This window comes from Mesorhizobium sp. B2-4-14 (assembly GCF_006442155.1).
Taxonomy (GTDB): domain Bacteria; phylum Pseudomonadota; class Alphaproteobacteria; order Rhizobiales; family Rhizobiaceae; genus Mesorhizobium.
Genome location: NZ_VFVA01000001.1, coordinates 273,796 through 290,142, shown reverse-complemented (window position 1 = coordinate 290,142; position 16,347 = coordinate 273,796). Strand labels below are relative to the sequence as shown.

Sequence of the window (16,347 nt, the reverse complement as noted above, 5' to 3'; positions counted from 1 at the left end):
CTCAACCTAGCACGGTCATCACCTGGCCGCGCCGTTCCGGACTGAAGCGGATGACGACGATGATGCAGACGGCGACCACGCCGGCAAAAAGCGCCAGCGCGTAGCCATAGCTGCTCCCCGGTGCCTCCGCGATTCCCGCCTGATACGGACCGCCATAGGACGCCGCGAGATTGCCGGCCTGATAGATGAAGCCGGGCAAGGTGGCGCGTACGGCGCCCGGCGAAAGTTCATTGAGGTGCACCGGGATGACGCCCCAGGCGCCCTGGACTGCGATCTGCATGACGAAGGCGCCCATGGCGAGCATGAACGGCGTGGAGCTATAGGCCCATAGTGGAATCGCCGGCAGGGCGATCAGGCAGGCCAGGGTGATGGCGTTGACGCGGCCGATCCTCTCGGACAGCGCGCCAAAAGCCAGGCCGCCAACGATGGCGCCGATATTGGCGACGATGGTGATCCAGCTCACCGTGTGCGGATCGAAGCCATGCTGCTTCTTCAGAAAGGTCGGGTAGAGATCCTGTGTGCCATGGCTGAAGAAGTTGAAGAACATCATCAGCACGACGGCATAGAGCGCGACGCCCCAATGCTTCTGCAGCGTTTCCAGCATGCCGGGCCTTACGGTCTTCTGCGCCTCGACGAAGGCCGGCGATTCCGGCACATGCGAGCGGATGAACAGGACAATCAGCGCCGGGGCAAAGGAGAGCAGGAACATGGCACGCCAGCCGATCGTGTAGCCACCGATCGTCTGCTGATAGAGCAGGCCATAGACTACCGCCGCCAGAAGGTAGCCTGCCGGATAGCCGCATTGCAGGATGCCCGAGACCATGCCGCGCGCGCTGGGTGGGATGGACTCCATGGCAAGCGAACTGCCGAGCCCCCATTCGCCGCCCATGGCGATGCCGAACAGAGCGCGCAGGGCCAGGAAGATGCCGAGATTGGGCGAGAAGGCGGCCAGCGCGCCGATCACCGAGTAGCTGACGATGTTGAGCATGAGGATGGGCTTGCGCCCGTATTTGTCGGCGAGCATGCCGAAGAAGAACGCGCCGATGAAGCGCGTCGCTAAAGTCAGGAACAGTGCCTTTGAGACCGCCGGGACGTCTGTGTGGAATTCACTTGCAATATCGGTGAGCAGGAATGTCAAAAGGAAGAAATCAAAAGCATCCAACGTCCAGCCCAGGAATGAAGCCAGGACGGTTTTCTTCTGCTCGGCATTGAGATTCAAGGCGTCCTCCTTTGGTTCCCCCAAAGGAACGATATGTCGCCTAGTAAGAAAAAGAGAACAGCGATCGGCCGGCTTTCGAAGAGCCGGCGGTCACTTTTTCGTAAGATCGAGGTCGAAGACCATCAATCCGTCGGTGCTGCCCTCAAGGGCAGCCACCAGCCGGGCGCCGGCGCGCTGATGCGCTTCATGCACCAGATAGGCGTCACGCGCGGAGGCGTCGCGAAAATCGATGGTGAAGCCATGGGTGAAGCCGCGCGCGAAAGGCTCCGGGCTGACATTGGCGCTGAAGTGCACCGTGTCCATGCCGTCGATCACCTGGCGCAGTGCCTCCAGGTCGGCATGGATTCCCCTGCGTTCGCCGTCGGGGACATCGTCGCGAAATCTGGCGAAGACACAGTGCCTGATCATTTTCTCTTTCCTTCAAGCAGCGCGATTTCCGGAGAATACAGCTGGCGGCAGCGGCTCGCGGCCAAGGACCAGATCGGCGCCCTTTTCGCCGACCATGATGGTCGGCGCATTGGTGTTGGAGGAGGGCACACGCGGCATCACCGAAGCGTCGCAGACACGCAAGCCTTCGATGCCGCGCAGCCGCAGGTCCGGCGTCACCACGGCCATCTCGTCAAGGCCCATGCGGCAGGTGCCGACCGGGTGATGGTCGGTCTTGGAGCTGCGGCAGGCATAGTCGATAAGCTCGTCGTCGCTGGCGAGCGACGGACCGGGCAGCACTTCGCGCAGCACGTAGGGCTGAAGTGCCTTCTGCCGCATGATCTCGCGCGCCAGCCGCAGCCCCTTGAGCGACATGGCGCGGTCATAGGGATCGGACCAGTAGTTCGGGTCGATCAGCGGATGGTCGGCCGGGTCGCCGCTCTTCAGCCGCACCGTGCCGCGCGAGCGCGGCCGCAGGAAGGCCGAGTTCAAGGTGACGCCGGGGTTATTCAGTTTTTCGACGCCGGCCTCGATGCCGGATCCCAAGCCGAGATGGAACTGGATGTCGGGCGAGGCGGCGGTCGGGTCGGCGTACCAGAAGCCGCCGGTCTCGAAGAGGCTTGAGGCCACCGGCCCCTTCTTCAAGAGCAGATATTGAAGGCCGGCCCATGCCGTGCGGTGCAGCTTGGCGTAGTTGTCGTAGGTGTGGTCGCCGGTGCATTCGGCGATGACGAACAGGTCGAGATGGTCCTGCATGTTGGAGCCGACGCCGGGCAGGTCATGCACCGGCGTGACGCCGACCGATTTGAGGTGGTCGGCCGGTCCGATGCCGGATTGCATCAGGAGCTTCGGCGAGCCGATAGCGCCGGACGAGACGATGACCTCGCGGTCGGCGCGCAGGATTGTCTTCTGGCCACCCGGTCTGTCGACGATCTCGACGCCGACGGCGCGATGTTTCTCGACGACGATGCGGGTGACGAGCACATCGGTCTTTACGGTCAGATTCTTGCGGTTGCGGATTGGCTTGAGATAGGCGACGGAGGCCGAGGAGCGCCGGGCGTCCTTCTGGGTCAGCTGGTAGTAACCGACGCCTTCTTGGGCAGCGCCGTTGAAGTCCGGGTTGAAGGGAATGCCCATCTGCTGGCCGGCGCGGAAATAGGCCTCGCAGATCGGCAGCGGCGAAATCGGGTTCGACACGCCGAGCGGGCCTTGGTCGCCGTGGAAATCGTTGGCGTAGCGCTGGTTGTTCTCGGCGCGCTTGAAATAGGGCAGCACGTCTCGATAGGCCCAGCCGGCAAGGCCTTCTTCCTTCTCCCAGGCGTCGTAGTCGCGGGCGTTGCCGCGCGTGTAGATCTGGGCATTGATGGAGGAGCCGCCGCCGACCACCTTGGCCTGCGTGTACCAGAACACACGGTCGTTCATGTGCCTCTGCGGCACGGTCGACCAGCCCCAGGAGGCGATGCCCTTGGTCATCTTGGCAAAGCCAGCCGGCATATGGATATAGGGATGCCAGTCCTTGCCGCCGGCCTCGAGCAGCAGCACCGAATTGGAGGGATCCTCGCTCAACCGGTTGGCCAGAACGCAGCCGGCCGGGCCGGCGCCCACGATGATGTAGTCGGTCATGACACTATCCACTTACAGCCGCGGAACGGAGAGCGCGCCGTCGACATTGATGATCGAGCCGGTCGAAAAGCCGAGCTTGCCGGCGGCTAACGTCGCCACCACGGCGCCGATGTCGGAGGCCTCGCCCCAACGCCTTGACGGCACCAGCCCGCCGTCGATCAAGGCGTCGTATTTGGCGGTCACGCCTGCCGTCATATCGGTGCGGATGATGCCCGGCCGGACCTCGAACACGCCGATATTTTCCGGGGCAAGCCTGAGCGCCAGGTTTTTCACCCACATGGAAAGGCCGGCCTTCGAGATGCAGTAGTCGGCGCGCTCCGGCGAGGCCATGTCGGCGCTGACCGAGGTGATGGTGGTGATCGATTTTGGGAGGTCGCCCGGTGTGGCCAGCATCGCCTTGGCCACGGCCTGGCTCAGGAACACGGTGCCGCGCAGATTGATGCCCAGTGCGCGGTCGAAATTCTCCGGCTTCAGCTCGAGAAGATCGCCGCGCACGACGGCACCGATGCCGGCATTGTTGACCAGGCAATCGATGCGGCCGAAGGCGCGCATTGCGGCATTGACCAACGCCGTATGGGCGGAAAGGTTGGCTATGTCACAGTTGACATAGGCGAATTTCGCCCCGCGTGCGGTGATATTTTCCGAAAGTCCGTCAGCCGGGCTGTCGGCCAGGTCCGCAACGAGAATGTCGAAGCCTGCGTCCGCAAGCGCCTCGGCGCACGCGAGGCCAATGCCACGCGCACCGCCGGTGACTATGGCGGCCGGGCGGGTCATGTGAGCCTTATCCCAAGAAGGTTGGTGCCGCCCCTCATCGCCCTGCCGGACGTTCGTCTTTCGAAAAGCCAAGCAATTGGCTTTTTCGTCCGCTGCGCGGACCACTCCTCACCTCCCCGTATAGAAACGGGGAGAAGGAGGCCGTCGCCGCCGCTTTCGCCAATGGCAATCGCTGCAGAAAGAGCGCCGGGGTTGCGGCCAAGTCCCTTCTCCCCGTTCCTCACGGGGAGAAGGTGCCGGCAGGCGGATGAGGGCGGCGCAAACCTGTCATTGCTCGCTCGTGCGAATATGCTCCGCCACCCGCAGCGCCTGCGCCGCGATCGACAGCGCCGGGTTCACCGCCGCCGAGTTCGGCAAGAAACTGCCATCGACGACGAACAGGTTGCGATGGTCGAACGACCGGCAGAACGGATCGAGCGGCGAGGTCGCCGGGTTGTCACCCATCTTCACCGTGCCGCACTGATGCGAGGGGGTGCGCTTGTCGAAGGGGCGCGACAGCACGATCGGATAACCGCAGGCGCGGAAGTTTTCGCGCATCACTTTGGTCAGGCCGTCGAGAGACTGCATGTTGGAACGCCGCCACTGCATGACGATATCCTTGCCGTCGACCGTGATGCGGCTTTCGGGATCGGGCAGGTCCTCGCACATCAGGTACCAGTCGACGGCGTGGCCGGCCATGAAATCGAGCGCAAATTTCGGCGCGAGCTTGACATTGGCTCTCAGCATGTTGCCGTCGATCTTGCCGAGCAGTTGCACATTGCCGAGCGGTTTGCCGCCCTTGCCGTCGGACAGGTAATAGTCGTTGAGCATCAACGTCTTCTGGTAGACGGCATCGTTGCGGCGGCGCGGGTCGATCGCCAGCATGGCGCTGGAATTGTGGTTCATGAAATTGCGGCCGACCTGGTCCGAACTGTTGGCGAGGCCCTTCCCGCTCCCTTTGCCGTTATTGGGCGAGGGTGAGCGCAGCAGGATGACCGCGGAGTTGACCGCGCCGGCGGAGAGGATGACCAGCTTCGGCGTGACCTTCCTTGCCTCGCCATTCTGCTGGTAGTGAACGGCCGATATGGTTTTGCCGTCAGGGGCTGTTTCGAGATATTCGACGTAGGCACCGGTCTCAAGCCGAATGTTGCTGTCCTCGAGTGCGGCCGCCAGTGGTGCCGTCTGGGCGTCCATCTTGCCCTGGCCGGTGTTCGGGAAAGCGTCCCAGCCGGTCCTGCCCTCCTTCAGCCATGTCTCGATATCGACGCCGAGCGGCAGCGACGCCGGGTGCAGGCCGAGGCTCTTGAGTTCGGCGCGGGCGCGCGCGATCGGCGCCTCGTCGGGCACCGGCCTGAAGGCATAGGGGATCGAGTGGAAGGGTTCGGTCGGGTCCTCGCCGAGCGTGCCGCGCACGCGAAACAGCTGCTCGGCCTTGGAATACCAGGGCTCGAATTCGTCATAGGAGAACGGCCATGCCGGCGAGACGCCGCCGAAGTGCTCCATGGCGGAAAAGTCTTCCTTGCGGTAGCGGATCAGCACCGCGCCGAAGAATTTCGAATTGCCGCCGACATAGTAGTAGTTGCCGGGGTTGAAAGCGGCGCCGCCGGCCTCGCGCCACATCTCCTTTGGCCGGTAATGGCCGTCGAGGAAGATGGCGCGCGTGTCGCGTGCATGCGGCGTTGCCGGCAGCGGCTCGCCGCGCTCCAGAATCAGGATCGAGGCGCCGCTGCCGGCCAGGCCGGAGGCGATCGTGGCGCCGCCGATGCCGGAGCCGATGATGACGATGTCCGGATTTGTCATGGTGTCAGCGGATGCGGTTCTCGGTCGCCGGATCGAAGAACACTGCCTTGGTAAGGTTGAAGGCGAGCGGCGTGCTGGTGCCCGGCTGGATGTTGGCGTCGGCCCGCAGCCGCGCCACGACGCCCTTGCCGCCGAGGTTGGTGACGGCGAAGGTATCGGAGCCGGCCGGCTCCACCACCTCGATATGGCAATCGGCGGTGGCAATCTGTGAAGCGTTGCGCTCGGCACCTTCCGGATCGGTGAGCGCCTCGGGGCGGACACCAAAGATGACAGGCTTGCCCTTGAAGGCCGCCAGCCCGACCGGCGCATTGGCCATCGGCAGAGCAATCGGCTGCCGCGCTTCGCGGTCGAGCATGACAGCCAGCCCGCTGCCATTGTCGCCAATGGTCGCCGGGATCAGGTTCATCGCCGGCGAGCCCATGAAGTCGGCGACGAAGACGTTGGCGGGGTTGTTATAAATTTCGGCCGGCGTGCCGAATTGCTGCACCTCGCCGTCGCGCATCACGGCAATCTTGGTCGCCAGTGTCATCGCCTCGATCTGGTCATGGGTGACGTAGACGATGGTGGTGCCGGTGGTGGCGTGAAGGCGCTTGATCTCGATGCGCATGTCGACGCGCAGCTTGGCGTCGAGGTTGGACAGCGGCTCGTCGAACAGGAACAGTTTGGGGTCGCGCACCAGCGCCCGGCCCATGGCAACGCGCTGGCGCTGGCCGCCCGAAAGTTGGCTTGGCTTGCGCTTCAGGAGATGACCGATCTGCAGCACCTTGGCCACCTTGTCGATCGCCTTCTGGCGTTCGTCCGCCGGCACGCCGCGCATTTCCATGCCGAAGGAGATGTTCCCGGCCACCGTCATATTCGGATACAACGCATAGCTCTGGAATACCATGGCGATATCGCGCTTGGAGGGATGCAGATCGTTGATTGCCCGACCGTCGACGCGGATCTCGCCCGAGGTGATCGTCTCCAGTCCGGCAATGGTGTTGAGCAACGTGGACTTGCCGCAGCCGGACGGGCCGACCAGCACCAGGAAGCCGCCTTTTTCCAGTTCCAGATTGATCCCTTTCAGGATCTCGACCTGGCCGAAACGCTTCCTCAGACCATCAATTTCAAGAAAAGCCATTGGATTATCCTTTGACCGCGCCCGCCATCAGGCCACGCACGAAATAGCGGCCGGCAAGCACATAGACGAGAAGGGTGGGGAGGGCCGCGATCATCGCGGCCGCCATGTTGACGTTGTATTCGACGACGCCGGTCGAGGTGTTGACGACATTGTTGAGCGCCACCGTCATCGGCATGGAGTCACCCGTGCCGGCATAGGCGGAAGCGAACAGGAAGTCGTTCCAGATGTTGGTGAACTGGTAGATCACGGTGACGACGAAGATCGGCATCGAGTTGGGCAGCATGATGCGCCGGAAGATCTGGAAGAAGGAGGCGCCGTCGACCTGGGCGGCTCTCACCAGTTCGGTCGGGAAGGCCTCGTAATAGTTGCGGAAGAACAGCGTGGTGAAGCCGATGCCGTAGACGACGTGGACGAAGACGAGGTTGACCGTCGAATTGCCGAGGCCGAAGCTGGTTCCGACCGAGTTCTGCAGTGACGCGCCGAAACGGCCGACGCTGCCGAGGATCGTCGCCATCGGCAGCAGCACCGACTGGAACGGGATGAAGCAGGCAAACAGCATCAGCCCGAACACCAGCGTGTGGCCGCGGAAGCGCCATTTGGTCAGCACGTAGCCATTCAAGGCGCCGAGCAAGGTCGAAATGATGACCGCAGGGACCACCATCTTGATGGAGTTCCAGAAATAGCCTTTGATGCCGGCGCAGGTGAGGCCGACGCAGGTCTCGCCCCAAGCCTTCAGCCACGGATCGAAGGTCGGTGCCTTGGGCAGCGAAAGCATGTTGCCGTTCTGGATCTCGTCCATGGTCTTGAACGAGGTAACCAGCATGACGAACAGCGGCATCAGGTAGAACAGCGCGAACAGCGCCAAAAGCGCGTAGATGACGACGCGGTTGATGGTCTTGACATTAACCCCGCTGGACGGCAGGCGGACGCGAGTGGCCGCGGTGCTCATCGCGACTTCTCCCTGAGTTCCGAATAGAGATAGGGCACGATTATGGCGACGATGGTCATCAGCATGATCACCGCACTGGCCGAGCCGACCGCCATCTCATTGCGCTTGAAGGTGTACTCATACATGAAGTTGGACGGCAGCCACGCCGATCCGCCGGGGCCGCCGCTGGTCAGCGCCACGACAAGATCGTAGGACTTGATGGCGAGGTGGGCGAGCACGATGAACGCCGACAGGAAGATCGGCCGCAGCAGCGGAATGACGATGCGGCGGTAGAGCTGGAAGGTTGTGGCGCCATCGATCTGCGCCGCCTTCATGATCTCGCCGTCGATGCCGCGCAGGCCGGCCAGGAACATGGCCATGATGAAGCCCGACGCCTGCCAGACGCCGGCGATGACCACGGTGTAGATGACGAAATCCTTGTTCTTGATCCAGTCGAAATGGAAGCTCGTCCAGCCCCATTGATGCAGGGTCTGCTCAAGACCGAGGCCCGGATCGAGGAACCATTTCCAGGCGACGCCGGTGACGATGAAGGACAGCGCCATCGGATACAGGTAGATCGGGCGCAACACGCCTTCGCCACGGATCTTCTGGTCGAGCAGGATGGCCAGGAACAGGCCGAGCGCCAGGCAGATCAGGATATAGAGAAAGCCGAATATGCCCATGTTGGTGATCGAGGTGTACCAGCTTGATGGCGGGTCGGTGTCGAAGGTCCAGCCCCACAGCCGCTGATAGGCGCGAGGCCCTGTTATGGCGTAGGACGGGAAGGTCTTGGAATTGGTGAAGGACAGATAGATCGTCCACAGGATGAAGCCGTAGACGAAGATGACAGTGATGGCGAAGCTCGGCGCCAGCACGATCTTCGGCAAGGCATCCTGCAGGCGCGAGCGCACTGAGGCACGCGGTCGGGCATGCTCCGGCGTCAGCTTGATCTGGCTTGTCGCAACTGTGCTCATGAGATTCCTCCCGTCAGCGTTCGGGAACCTTCCCCGCCGAAGCGGGGAAGGTGTTTTGACGCGTAACGCCTACTTGGCGTCGTCGATCGCCTTGACCAACTCGGTCACGGCCTCGTCCGAGGTCTTGATCTGGCCGTGGACGAATTTCGAGACCACATCCTTGTAGGCATTGGCGACGGCTGGAGGCGCGCCATAGCCCTGGGCCAGCGAGCCGAACAGCGTGCCGCCTTCATTGGCCTTCTTCAGGTCGGCGATGCCCTTCTTGCCGCAGGCGTCGAAGTCGGTGTCCGGCACGTCGGTGCGTGCGGGAACCGAACCCTTCACCACATTGAAGGCCGACTGGAAGCTCTTCGACAGGGTGGCGGTGGCCAATGCGACCTGGGCGGCCTTGCGGTCTTCCGGAACATTGAACATGCCGAACATGTCGGAGTTGTAGATCACCGAGCCGTCGGTGCCCGGGAAGCGATAGCACAGGAAGTCGGTGCCCGGGGTCTTCTTGGCGGCGTGGAACTCACCCTTGGCCCAGTCACCCATGACCTGCACAAGGGCATCGCCCTTGATGACCATGGCGGTGGCAAGGTTCCAATCGCGGCCCGAGAAGTTCGGGTCGACATAGGTGACCAGTTTGGCGAGGTTGTCGAACGACTTCTTCATCGTGTCGGACTTGAGCGAAGCGTCGTCGAGGTCGTTGAAGGCCTTCTTGTAGAAGTCAGGTCCGCCGGTCGAGAGCACGACCGAGTCGAACATGGTTGCTTCCTGCCAGTTCTGGCCGCCCAGCGCGAGCGGGATGACACCGGCAGCCTTGGCCTTATCGAGCAGCGCGACGAATTCGTCGAAGGTCTTCGGCTCGGTGCCGCCGATCTTGTCCATCACCGCCTTGTTGATCCACAGCCAGTTGACCGAGTGGACGTTGACCGGAGCCGCGACCCACTTGCCTTCATAGACCGAGAATTTCTGCAGCGCCGCCGGAACTGATTTGTCCCAGCCTTCCTTCTTGGCCGTCTCGGTCAGGTCGCCCATGACGCCGGCTGCGGCATAGTCGAGCACGGTGTAGCCGAGCATCTGCGAAGCGGTCGGGTAATTGCCGGCCGCGACCATCGCCTTCAGCGCGGTCATTGCGGCGTCGCCGCCGCCGCCGGCCACCGGCACGTCCTTCCAGGCATAGCCTTCCTTGGCCAGGTCCTGCTTGAGCACGTTCAGAGCAGCCGCTTCGCCGCCCGACGTCCACCAATGCAGCATCTGCACTTCCTTGACGTCCGCGGCATGCGCCGAAAACGCAAAGCTCGTCGCAAGAGCCGTTCCGATAAGCAGTTTGCGCAACATGTACTTCCTCCCTTGTTGCAGTCATAGGACCGACGGAAACCCGCCGGGTTCTTCCAAACTCAGCCGACCCACCATCCGGTGCGCTGGCCGCGATGAAACTGGATTGTCTTTTCCTCGGTATAGTCCTCGACGGCGCGTTTGCCGAGTTCGCGTCCAAGGCCGGACTGTTTATAGCCTCCAAAAGGCAGCTCGGGATAACCTTCCATGAATGTGTTCACCCAAACGGTTCCCGAACGCACCCCACGCGCCACCGACATGCATGTGTCGATGTTGGCGCTCCACACGCCTGCCGACAGACCATAGGGCGTGTTGTTGGCGATGTGCAACGCCTTTTCAATCGTTTCAAAAGTCAGCACCGAGAGCACGGGGCCGAAGACTTCCTCGCGTGCGATGGCCATGTCCTCGGTGACGCCGCGGATGATGGTGGGATCGAGATATTGACCGGCATTCGAAGCCAGTTGCTGGCCGCCGCTATAGACAGTGCTGCCCACGCTTGCCGCTGCCGTAACGTAATCCGTAACCTTGGCCAGATGGTCGGACGAGATCATCGCGCCGACCTTGGTGCTGTCGTCGAGCGGATCGCCGACAGTCACCCTGGCGGTGAGCGCCTTGACGGCGCTGAGAAAATCATCGGCGATCGCCTCGTGCACGATCAGTCGGCTGCCGGCATTGCAGCATTCGCCGGCATTGAAGAAGCCGCCGAACACCGCCGCGTCAGCCGCGGCCTCGAGATCGGCGTCGGGGAAGACGATCTGGCCGTTCTTGCCGCCGAGTTCCATCGAGACCTTCTTCAGCGATTGCGCGGCGGAAGCCATGGTCATCTTGCCAACGCGGGTCGAGCCGGTGAACGACACCATTTCGACCAGGGGGTGGCTGACCATCGGCGCGCCGACATCGGCGCCGAGGCCGGCGAGGATGTTGACGACGCCGGAGGGCAGGCCGGCCTCCATCAGGATGTCACCGAGGACGAAGGTGGAGGCCGATGTCATTTCGCTCGGCTTGACCACGGCGGTGCAACCGGCGGCCAGCGCGAAAGGAAGTTTCTGGCTGACGATCAGGAACGGGAAGTTCCATGGGGTGATGATCGAGACGACGCCGATCGGTTCGCGCACCACAACGCCCAGCATGGCGTCGCCGAGATTGGCATAGGATTCGCCATGCAGCGTGCGGGCAAGCGAGGCCGCATAACGCCAGATGTCGACAGCGCCGCCGATCTCGCCGCGCGCCTGGGCGACCGGCTTGCCGGATTCCAGGGCATCGAGCCGGGCGATGTCTTCCAGCCGCGCCTCGATCAGGTCTGCCGCCTTGAGCAGGATCGCGGCGCGTTCGGCTGCCTTCATGCGCGGCCAGGGACCGGTCTCGAACGCCTGGTGCGCGGCCTGCATCGCTGCTTCCACTTCGGCCGCGCCGGCTTGCGCATAGCGCGAGACGGTGAAGCCGTGGCCAGGGCTCTTGCGTTCCAGCATGCGGCCATCACGGGCATCGACATGTTTGCCATCGATCAGCAGCCGATAGGTTCTTGGCGCTGCGGACGCCTCGGCGGGCATGGCGATGTTGAGGGGGGCGTTCATCAGCTTCACTTTTCTCTATGATCTTGAAAATGCCGGCTTCTGCTTGGTCTTGAAAGCACCGACACCAGCCTTGAGGTCGCGGGTGAGCGCGATGAAGCCGCTGGCCAGTGCTTCGACGGCGGCAGCACTTTCCTCGCCTTCGGCGACCGCGATCATCAGCTTGGCCGCTTCCGTCGCCAAGGGGCCGCGCTCGGCGATCTTTCCGGCCCAGGCCTTGGCCTCCGCGAGCGCCTTGCCGGTTTCGACCATCCTGTCGACGACGCCAAGGGCGAGCGCTTCGGGCGCAAGGACGATCTCGCCACCAAGGGCCATGCGACGCACCGTCTGTGCGCCGAAGCGGCGCACGGCGCGTTGCGTGCCGGACCAGCCAGGCACGACGCCAATCGAGGTTTCTGGGAAGCCCAGTTTCACATGCGTCTCGGCGACGCGAAAATCACAAGCGACGGCCAGTTCCAGCCCGCCGCCCAGCGCGTGGCCGGACAGCACGGCGATGGTCGGTTGCCTGAGCCGCGCCAGCCGGTCGAAGACACGATGGCCATAGCGCACCCATTGCACCTGGAAATCGGCGGCGCTCATGGCACCCCAAGCCTCGATATCGCCGCCGGCACAAAAGCCCTTGCCTTCACCGCGGATGAGCACCACGCGCACGCCTTCGGCGATCTCCGCCTCATCAAGCGCGGTTTCCAGCGCCCGCAGCATCGGAATATCAAGCGCGTTGAATTTTTCAGGCCGGCGCAAGGTGACGATGCCGATGGCGCCTTCCGGCTCGAAGGTGACGAGGCGTTCAGCCATGCGCGCCTCCGAGCGAGGCGCCGCCGTTAAGCGACAGGCCGATCGGCTGGTCGTGATAGAGCGCGGATGGCGTCACCTTGAGGTCGTTGGCGACACCGAGCGGAATCTCGGCCTGCGCCAGCACGTCGCGCTCGAGGTCGATGCCCGGCGCCAGTTCCGTCACCATCAAGCCGTCGGGCGTCAGCTTCATCACGCAGCGCTCGGTAACATAGGTGATGTCCTGCCCTTGAGCGACCGCCCGCTTGCCCGAGAAGGAGATATGCTCGACCTCGCTGACGATTTTCTTGACCTTGCCCTCCTGGTCGATGCGGATGCCGCCGTCGGCCAATGAGAGTTTGGCGCCGGCATTGAAGAAGCCGGAGAAGACGATCTTCTTCGCCCGCGACGTGATGTCGACAAAACCGCCGGCGCCGGCGGTGACATGCGGCCGCGCCGACAGCTTCGATACGTTGACCGAGCCGTGGCGGTCGATCTGCAGGAAGGAGAGCAGCGAGGCGTCGAAACCGCCGGCCTGGAAATAGATGAACTGGTGCGGCGAGGGCATGATCGCCTCGGCGTTGGAGGCGCAGCCGAACTTGAAATCGAGCAGCGGCACGCCGCCGACCGCGCCCTGTTCGATCACCCAGGTGACCTTGCCGTGCTGGCCTTCTTCCAGAAGGATGCGCGGCACGTTGGCGGAGATGCCAAAGCCGATATTGACGGCCATGCCGTCGCGCAACTCCATGGCGACGCGGCGCGCGATCACCTTCTGGACGTTCATCTCGGCATTGCGGAAGGTCGACAGCGGCCGGAAGATCTCGCCGGAGATCGCCGGATCGTAAGGCGTCAGCGTGGTCTGCAACTGGTCCGGCGCCACGACGATGTGGTCGACCAGCACGCCCGGCACGCGCACATCGTGCGGCTTCAGCGTGCCGTTCTCGACGACGCGCTTGACCTGCGCGATGACGATGCCGCCATTGTTGCGGGCGGCGAGCGCCTGTTCGAGCCCGCCAAGATAGGCGCCCTCATGCTCGTAGGTGAGGTTGCCGCGCTCGTCCGCCGTGGTGGCGCGAATGATCGAAATGTTGGGCACGATCGAACGGAAATAGAGCCATTCCTCGCCGTCGAACTGCTGTACCGAAACAATCGGCTCGTTTGCCGCCGCGTTCATGGCGCAGCCCTGATGTCGCGGGTCGGCGAAGGTGTCGAGGCCAACCTTAGTCAGCACGCCCGGCCGCTTGGCGGCGGCTTCGCGGTGCATGTCGAACAGGATGCCGGACGGCACGTTGTAGGCGGCGACCGAATTGTCGCCGATCATCTTCCAGATCTGCGGCGGCTCGGCGGAGGAGGGGCCGGACGGATAGGAGCCGCACAGTGTGCGCTTCAACAGGCCCGGCTTGGCCAGATGATCGATGCCCTTGATGCCATACATGTCGCCGGCGGCGATCGGATGCAGCGTGGTGATCTCCTTCGGATGACCCTCGGCGTCGAAGCGCTCACCGATCGCGGCGAGCACGGCGTCCGGGCAGCCGAGACCGCTCGACGAGGACACGGAGACGACCATGCCGTCCTTGATCAAGCTGGCTGCCTGCGCCGCTGAAACGACCTTGCTCAATTCATGCTCCCGAGTTTGGGGTCGATCTTGACGGCCTTTCCGGAACTGGCCGATTGAAGTGCCGCCTCGGCTGATGCCAGCGACCAGACGCCGTCCTCTCCGGTGGCGGCAGGCTGGCCCTTGCCGCGGATCGCGGCATGGAATTGACGCACAGACCTGACGTAGAGATCCTCGCGGTCGAAGCTCAGTTGCTCCTCCCCCTTGGCGGTGCGCAGCAGCACCGAGCCGTCCGGCTTCTGGGTCATCACATTGCTGGCGATCAGCGAACCTTGCGAGCCGTGTACCTCAAAGCCGGTGCCGGCGAACCTGGTGGTGAAGCCTTCATGCGACTGGGCGATAAGGCCTGAGTTGAAGCGCCAGATGCACATGGCGCCGTCTTCCAATCCGCCGCCGGCCATGCCGGCCGACTGGGTGAAGGCCGAGACCTCGGCCGGATCGTCGCCAAGCACGAAGCGCAGCGTGTCGGCATCATGCACGGTGATGTCGAGCACCACCCCACCGCCGGCCTCGGGTTTGGTGATGCGCCAGCCCTGCAGGGTCTCCGGCAGATAGACGGAATGGAAGACCCGCGCGGCGATGGGCTTGCCGATGCGGCCGGCGGCGATCGCCTCACGCATGGCGCGATGGGCCCCTGCGTTGCGCAGATGATGGTTGGTGGCGAGCACGACACCCGCTGCCTTGGCCGCGGCGACCATGTTGCGCGCGTCGGCGCTGGTCAGCGCCAGCGGCTTTTCGCACAGCACATGCTTTCCCGCCTGGATGGCGGCGAGGGCCTGCTCGAGATGCAGTTCGTTGGTGGTCGAGATATAGACCGCGTCGATGCCGGATCCGAGCAGGGCATCGAGGCTCGACATGGCGGCTGGAATGTCATTTTCCCCGGCATAGGACGTGGCGCGTTCCGGGTTGGAACTCATCACCGCGACGATCTCGCCATCGGCTTGCGCGCGAATGGCATTGATCATGAATTGCCTGGCGATCGTGCTGGCGCCGATCAGTCCCCATTTGACGCTCATACGGTCACTCCTGTCCCTGCCGGCCTGTTTCGTGTGCGCCGATCCGGGCCGCAGCTTTCCCTGACCACGAGATTGACCGCGCCTATATGATCCTCCGCACGGGTGGTGCGCGACTGGATCATCTTGATCATGACATGGGCGGCGCGTTCGCCGAGACCGGCTGAGTCCACCGCGACGCTGGTCAGCGCCGGCATATAATGTTCTGCCTCGGCGACGTCGTCGAAGCCGACGACGGCGAAATCCGCGCCGGGTTCAAGCCCGCGCTTGCGCAGCGCCAGCAGGGCACCAAAGGCGACAGCATCATTGAAGCAGAGTGCGGCGGTCGGCGGTTCAGCCACTGCAAGGGCAGTCTCCAGGCAGGCAATGCCGCCACGACGGCTCGTCTCGCCCTCGATGACAAGGATATCGCGAGCGCTTATGCCAAGCGTCTCGCAGGCCTCGCGAAAGCCGCCCAGCCGTTCCTGGTAGACCACCAGGTCGGGCGAGCCGCCGAAGAAGACAAGCCGGCGATGCCCCTTGCCGATGAGATGGGCCGTGGCCAGGTAGGCGCCGCGATGATTGTCCGGAGCGATCACCGGGATACGGCTTTCAGGCAAGCGGCGCATGGCGAAGACGATCGGCACGCCCGCCGTCTCCAGCCGCCGGAACGCGCCCGGCGTGGTGCCGCGCGCCGGCGACACGATGAGGCCGGCGACGCCTTGTTCCATCAGCGACTTGAGTACCTCTTCCTGACGCACCGGATTCTCCGCCGTGTTGGCGATGAAGGGCACGATGCCGGCCGACTGGAAGACGCGCTCCATGCCGACCGCCAGTTCGGCGAAGAAGGGATTGGTGAGGTCGTTGATGACCATGCCGATGACATTGGAATGGGCCTTGCGCAGATTGGCGGCGCCTCGGTTGTAGACATAGCCGACATCCTCGATCGCCTTGCGAACCTTGACCGCGGTCTCAGGCCGGATCAGCCCGCTGCCCTGGAGCACGAGCGACACCGTCGATTTGGACACGCCCGCCTCGCGGGCGATGTCGAAGATCGTCGCCTTGGCCCGGCTGGCCATTCAGATATCTCCTCCGGTTCAGGTCAAGTTTTATTGGAACGTTCTAATCATTGCTCCAGCCGAGAGTCAATCGGGATTTTTCCCGGCGCGAAAAATCGGTAATTCGACGCTGTAGAGCGTGAGCTGGAAGGCATTGCGTGCTGCAATGCAGCATTT

The 16,347-nt window shown here is 63.5% G+C and carries 14 protein-coding genes; all 14 read right to left on the bottom strand.

What is annotated here, in order from left to right; all coding sequences use genetic code 11:
- Window position 1 precedes the first annotated feature (1 nt).
- On the bottom strand, window positions 2-1,219 hold the full coding sequence (locus FJ938_RS01385; protein ID WP_181165584.1) for an MFS transporter: 1,218 nt from the start codon (window positions 1,217-1,219) through the stop codon (window positions 2-4).
- 90 nt (window positions 1,220-1,309) lie between these two features.
- Complete coding sequence (locus tag FJ938_RS01380) at window positions 1,310-1,627, bottom strand: Dabb family protein (RefSeq protein WP_140609698.1); 318 nt, start codon at window positions 1,625-1,627, stop codon at window positions 1,310-1,312.
- A 12-nt stretch (window positions 1,628-1,639) separates the two neighbouring features.
- A complete protein-coding gene (locus tag FJ938_RS01375; protein ID WP_140690515.1) occupies window positions 1,640-3,268 on the bottom strand; it encodes a choline dehydrogenase in 1,629 nt (542 codons plus the stop codon).
- Between the two features lie 12 nt (window positions 3,269-3,280).
- Window positions 3,281-4,042, bottom strand: coding sequence for a 3-ketoacyl-ACP reductase (locus tag FJ938_RS01370; RefSeq protein ID WP_140690512.1), 762 nt, complete (start codon window positions 4,040-4,042; stop codon window positions 3,281-3,283).
- Window positions 4,043-4,309: 267 nt separating this feature from the next.
- Entirely contained in the window at window positions 4,310-5,821 is a 1,512-nt protein-coding gene (locus FJ938_RS01365) for a GMC family oxidoreductase (RefSeq protein ID WP_140690509.1), read from the bottom strand.
- Between the two features lie 4 nt (window positions 5,822-5,825).
- Window positions 5,826-6,941 carry an ABC transporter ATP-binding protein gene (locus FJ938_RS01360; protein ID WP_140609706.1) on the bottom strand — a complete coding sequence of 372 codons (1,116 nt, stop codon included), beginning with the start codon at window positions 6,939-6,941 and terminating at the stop codon, window positions 5,826-5,828.
- Window positions 6,942-6,945: 4 nt separating this feature from the next.
- Window positions 6,946-7,890: a carbohydrate ABC transporter permease gene (locus FJ938_RS01355; protein ID WP_140690506.1), complete on the bottom strand. Its 945-nt coding sequence runs from the start codon at window positions 7,888-7,890 to the stop codon at window positions 6,946-6,948.
- On the bottom strand, window positions 7,887-8,843 hold the full coding sequence (locus FJ938_RS01350) for a sugar ABC transporter permease (RefSeq protein WP_140609710.1): 957 nt from the start codon (window positions 8,841-8,843) through the stop codon (window positions 7,887-7,889). Before FJ938_RS01350 ends, FJ938_RS01355 begins: the two co-directional genes overlap by 4 nt.
- A 69-nt stretch (window positions 8,844-8,912) precedes the next feature.
- Window positions 8,913-10,166 carry an ABC transporter substrate-binding protein gene (locus tag FJ938_RS01345; RefSeq protein ID WP_140690504.1) on the bottom strand — a complete coding sequence of 418 codons (1,254 nt, stop codon included), beginning with the start codon at window positions 10,164-10,166 and terminating at the stop codon, window positions 8,913-8,915.
- A 59-nt stretch (window positions 10,167-10,225) separates the two neighbouring features.
- Complete coding sequence (locus FJ938_RS01340; RefSeq protein ID WP_140690501.1) at window positions 10,226-11,737, bottom strand: aldehyde dehydrogenase family protein; 1,512 nt, start codon at window positions 11,735-11,737, stop codon at window positions 10,226-10,228.
- A 15-nt stretch (window positions 11,738-11,752) separates the two neighbouring features.
- Window positions 11,753-12,529, bottom strand: a complete 777-nt coding sequence (locus FJ938_RS01335) for an enoyl-CoA hydratase/isomerase family protein (RefSeq protein WP_140690498.1) — start codon at window positions 12,527-12,529, stop codon at window positions 11,753-11,755.
- Window positions 12,522-14,123: an acyl CoA:acetate/3-ketoacid CoA transferase gene (locus tag FJ938_RS01330; protein WP_140690495.1), complete on the bottom strand. Its 1,602-nt coding sequence runs from the start codon at window positions 14,121-14,123 to the stop codon at window positions 12,522-12,524. The genes FJ938_RS01335 and FJ938_RS01330 overlap by 8 nt, the downstream gene beginning before the upstream one ends.
- Complete coding sequence (locus FJ938_RS01325) at window positions 14,120-15,136, bottom strand: Gfo/Idh/MocA family oxidoreductase (RefSeq protein WP_140690492.1); 1,017 nt, start codon at window positions 15,134-15,136, stop codon at window positions 14,120-14,122. The genes FJ938_RS01330 and FJ938_RS01325 overlap by 4 nt, the downstream gene beginning before the upstream one ends.
- Window positions 15,133-16,191, bottom strand: a complete 1,059-nt coding sequence (locus FJ938_RS01320) for a LacI family DNA-binding transcriptional regulator (protein WP_140690489.1) — start codon at window positions 16,189-16,191, stop codon at window positions 15,133-15,135. Before FJ938_RS01320 ends, FJ938_RS01325 begins: the two co-directional genes overlap by 4 nt.
- Between the last annotated feature and the right edge of the window lie 156 nt (window positions 16,192-16,347).

Coding starts and splice junctions, on each gene's coding strand:
- FJ938_RS01380 (WP_140609698.1), bottom strand. CDS start 1,627: ATGATCAGGCACTGTGTCTTCGCCAGATTTCGCGACGATGTCCCCGAC.
- FJ938_RS01375 (WP_140690515.1), bottom strand. CDS start 3,268: ATGACCGACTACATCATCGTGGGCGCCGGCCCGGCCGGCTGCGTTCTG.
- FJ938_RS01370 (WP_140690512.1), bottom strand. CDS start 4,042: ATGACCCGCCCGGCCGCCATAGTCACCGGCGGTGCGCGTGGCATTGGC.
- FJ938_RS01365 (WP_140690509.1), bottom strand. CDS start 5,821: ATGACAAATCCGGACATCGTCATCATCGGCTCCGGCATCGGCGGCGCC.
- FJ938_RS01360 (WP_140609706.1), bottom strand. CDS start 6,941: ATGGCTTTTCTTGAAATTGATGGTCTGAGGAAGCGTTTCGGCCAGGTC.
- FJ938_RS01355 (WP_140690506.1), bottom strand. CDS start 7,890: ATGAGCACCGCGGCCACTCGCGTCCGCCTGCCGTCCAGCGGGGTTAAT.
- FJ938_RS01350 (WP_140609710.1), bottom strand. CDS start 8,843: ATGAGCACAGTTGCGACAAGCCAGATCAAGCTGACGCCGGAGCATGCC.
- FJ938_RS01345 (WP_140690504.1), bottom strand. CDS start 10,166: ATGTTGCGCAAACTGCTTATCGGAACGGCTCTTGCGACGAGCTTTGCG.
- FJ938_RS01340 (WP_140690501.1), bottom strand. CDS start 11,737: ATGAACGCCCCCCTCAACATCGCCATGCCCGCCGAGGCGTCCGCAGCG.
- FJ938_RS01335 (WP_140690498.1), bottom strand. CDS start 12,529: ATGGCTGAACGCCTCGTCACCTTCGAGCCGGAAGGCGCCATCGGCATC.
- FJ938_RS01325 (WP_140690492.1), bottom strand. CDS start 15,136: ATGAGCGTCAAATGGGGACTGATCGGCGCCAGCACGATCGCCAGGCAA.
- FJ938_RS01320 (WP_140690489.1), bottom strand. CDS start 16,191: ATGGCCAGCCGGGCCAAGGCGACGATCTTCGACATCGCCCGCGAGGCG.